General features: G+C 40.7%; 1 protein-coding gene. It reads left to right on the forward strand.

Annotated elements, in window-relative coordinates:
* Window positions 1-4,464, forward strand: a 4,464-nt coding sequence (locus ACIQ32_RS11875) for a beta strand repeat-containing protein (RefSeq protein ID WP_396195889.1), incomplete at both ends; no start/stop codon positions are given.

A 4,464-nucleotide genomic window follows, 5' to 3' on the forward strand; every position in this document is an offset into this window, starting at 1 on the left:
AATGCCACTTTTACTTATACTGACTCAACGACCGGTTGTTTCGAGACATCTTCCACAATTAATGTTAAAGAAGCACCTCAAATCACAGTTCAGCCTACAGCTACCCAAACAGTTTGTTCAGGAAGTTCGGCAAGTATCTCTGTTACCGCTACCGGAGCAGGATTAAGTTATCAATGGTACAAAGGCAGTACTCCTTTAACCAATGGTGGTAACTTCTTCGGAACAAACTCGGCCACGCTTACCATCAATCCGATTGACTTGTCAGATGCTTCTACAGACTATTACTGTCTCATTAGCGGTGATTGTTCTCCATCTGTAACATCTGATTCAGCTTCTCTCATTGTCAATGAAGCTATATCAATTATAACGCAACCCATTGCTACACAAACCTATTGTAACGGCAGCAATGTTTCTATCTCTACAAGTGCTTCAGGTACAGGATTAACTTACCAATGGTTTAGAGGTTTAAATCCTTTAACTGACGGCGGTTCAATTTCTGGAGCCAATACCAATACCTTAACCATAAACACCGCATCGGTAAGTGATTCAGGGAATGATTATTACTGCATTGTTAGCGGTTTAGCCCCTTGTAACTCTGTAAACAGTAATTTTTCAGAAATTATTATCACTGAAAATCCTAGCTTTACTAATCAACCGGTTGCCAGCCAAACAGTTTGTGCCGGAAGTAATGTTACCTTTTCAGTAGCAGCCAGCGGTGGAAGTTTAACTTACCAATGGTATAATGACACTACTCCTTTAACAGATAACGCTACAGTGAGCGGCAGTAATAGTGCTACACTAACTTTAAGCAATATTAGTTTAGCAGATGTTTCTACTAAGTACAATTGTCATGTAACCAACAGTTGTGGTGCCATTATCTCTAACTATTCGGCTTTATCCATAAATGAAACCCCAAGTATTCTGAATAATAACCTGACCGTTTGTAGTGGAGAAAGCTTCTCTTTTACACCGGCTAACGGAGTTCCCTCCTCTTTAAATGTAGTACCTTCAGGAACTACTTACTCTTGGTCAGCACCTGTTGTTACCGGAGGAATGACAGGAGGAACAGCACAAAGTGGTCAAACTGTAATTAGTGATGTATTTGTAAACAATACTAATTCCGTTCAAACAGCTATATATACCATTACTCCAATAGTAGGAACTTGTCCCGGCAATACATTTGAATTGGTAATCAATGTAAATCCGGAACCTTACGTGAATAACGCTATTTTTTACGTTTGTAGTGGGGAAAATATTAATTTTTTACCAACCGATGGCAATGGCAACATAGTTCCTGTTGGCTCAACCTTCTCCTGGGGATTGCCTTCAACCTCTGGAGGAATAACCGGTGCGAATGCTCAAATTAATGCAGCCTCATTTAATCAAACTTTGATAAACACTACCAATGGAGTCCAAACCGCAACCTACAACATTGCAGTAAATTATGGAACATGTGTTGGCAATACCTTTACCGTAACTTTCTTTATCAATCCAAAGCCAATTGTATCCGCTGCTCCGATAACTCAAACCATTTGTTCGGGAGAAAATATTACCGATGTAACACTTTCAACAGTCTTTGTAGTGTCTGAAGAAGTGGAATTCCATTGGACGCGTGACAATACAACAAATGTTACCGGGATGCCATCTGAATATGATGATGATACAATTTATGGCTCTTTAACAAACCACACAAACACACCACAAACGACTACTTTCTCGGTTATTGCAACTACTGAAGAAGGCTGTAATTCTGATCCCTATTTGGTGACTGTTTTGGTTAATCCAACGATTGTTGTATCGGCTACACCGAGTAACCAAACCGTTTGTTCAGGAAACGCAATCAATCCAATTATATTAAGTAATCCTAACAATGTTAGCGGAGTAACTTATTCTTGGTCGAGAAGCAATACTTTAAATTTAACCGGAATTCCGGATAATGGCACAGGTAATACTATATCCGGCTCAATTACTAATAACAATAATACTGTTCAAACAACTACCATAAGCATAATTGCTTCTGCTAATGGTTGTCAATCAGTAGTCTCTAATATTACCATCACAGTTAGTCCTAAACCAACAGTTACAGGCTCTCCTTCTACTCAAACCTTATGTGGCAGTAACACAATTACTCCTATAGTTTTGAGCAGTGCCAGCGGAATCTCAGGCACTACTTACAGTTGGACAAGAGATAACGCTGTGACTGTTACCGGCATCAGCGGATCAGGAACAGGCACTTCAATATCGGGAGTTTTAAACAACAATACCTCTAGTAACCAAACCGTTACTTTTACATTAACCGCTAGTGCTAACGGATGTGCTTCAGATAATACAACAACTGAAGTGATAGTGTTACCAAGACCTCTTTTAGCAGCAACTCCAAGCACACAAACTATTTGTAACAATACCGCCATAAGCCCAATTAACTTAAGTAGTGCCAATAACTTACCGGGCACCTCTTTTTCTTGGACCAGAAACAATACTACAAATTTGACTGGTATATCGAGTTCGGGTAGCGGTAATTCAATTACAGGTGTTTTGGTAAATACTACCGCTGTTAGCCAAACAACAACCTTTACTATTACTGTTACAGCCGGAAATGGTTGTTCAAACACAACAACTGTAACTGTAACTGTTTATGCACCGCTTACTGCACCAGTAATTAGTGCTTCACAAACCGTTTGCGAATTTTCAACTCCGGCAGCTTTAACCCTATCGACAACTCCTACAGGAGGTTCAGGAGTTTATACTTATCAATGGCAGAGCAGTCCGGACAATGTTAATTTTACCAATATTGCCGGTGCTACCAATAGTACCTATCAGCCACCATTCTTAAATAATGGAGCTAATGATGTTTTTTATAAATTGATAGTAAACAATACCTGTGGAAGTGTTACAAGTAACGAGGTATTTGTGGAGGTTGTTAGCAACATCGGATTTACATTTGGTTTAAATAATGTTCCAACCACAGCATTATGTCCTGCAACATCATTTACGCCTCAAATATCATCTTTACACTTATCTACCTCCTCCGTTCGATTTAATTGGACTGCTGACCCGAATTTTATATTACCAAGCTCCGGAGGTCCGGTTGGTACCACGGGAGCCGCAATCTTCATTTTCAGAACCTCAACCGGAAATATTGGTCCTTTGACCGCACAAAATAATACGAACGCTACAGTAACCACGCAAATTACTATTACACCAAGTGTTTACAATTTCCCGGGGCCTCCGTCCGGAGCATTTTTATGTAGCACATCGCCACAAATACTAAATGTAACTATCAGACCCAGACCAGTGGCCTCTGCTGTAGCCCTGGAAAACACTATTTGTAATGGAAGTGGTGCCAACATACAAGTAACTGGAAACATCACTGATGCTAACATGACTTTCTCATGGACTCGCAACAACACGACCAATGTTACAGGAACTAATTCCGGAACTTCAGGAAATATTGCCCCGGGCAGTATATTTACTATTGCCAATGCACTGACTAACAACTCGGCTAACGTTCAAAATGTAACTTTTACCATTACACCATCTTCAAATGGATGTACCGGAAGTCCTGTTACAGTAACTATCAGTATTGCTCCAACAGTTACATCAGGAACAATAGCAGCCAATCAAACTATTTGTTCCGGTGGCGACCCGGTAGCATTCACTCAAGCCGTTGCAGCAACCGGCTCAAACTTGACTTACCAATGGCAAAGCAGCACAGATAATATTACTTTTACCAACATTACAGGAGCTACTTCAGTCACTTATGATGCTGGTACATTAACCCAAACAACTTGGTTCAGAAGAATTACAATTTCAACTGTAAATGGTAAAGAATGTTATGCAACCTCTAACACCATCCAAGTGAATGTCAACAGTATTAATCCGGGATCAATATCCGGAAATCAAACTATTTGTTTCGGTGGAGACCCATTGGCTTTTACTGAAGTAAATGCCACCGGAGGCGGAACCATCTCCTACCAATGGCAAAGTAATACGACCGGCTGCAGCGGTAGCTGGACCAACATAGCCGGAGCTAATTCAGCTACTTACGATGCTCCTTCGGGAGTAACGGCAACTACTTACTACCGCAGAATGGCAACTTCTTTACTTAATAGCGTTGCTTGTTCAGATTACAGCAATTGTATTGCTGTTACTGTAAACGAAGTAACCGGAGGTGTTATTGCAGACAATCAAACCTTATGTGGTAATAACCCTGCAGCTTTTAGTGTAATTGCTCCTTCAACAGGTTCGGGTACTTTAACCTACCAATGGCAAAGAAGCACCACCGGTTGTTCAGGACCATGGACTACAATCTCAGGCGCTACAGGTGCTACTTATGATGCGCCTTCCGGATTAGTAGCAACCACTTACTATCAACGCATAACCATTTCTACATTGAATGGTGTGCAATGTTCTGCAGAGAGTAATTGTGTAACCGTAACTGTCAATCCTGTTACCGGAGGCGCA

Source organism: Flavobacterium sp., from assembly GCF_044373165.1.
GTDB lineage: Bacteria > Bacteroidota > Bacteroidia > Flavobacteriales > Flavobacteriaceae > Flavobacterium.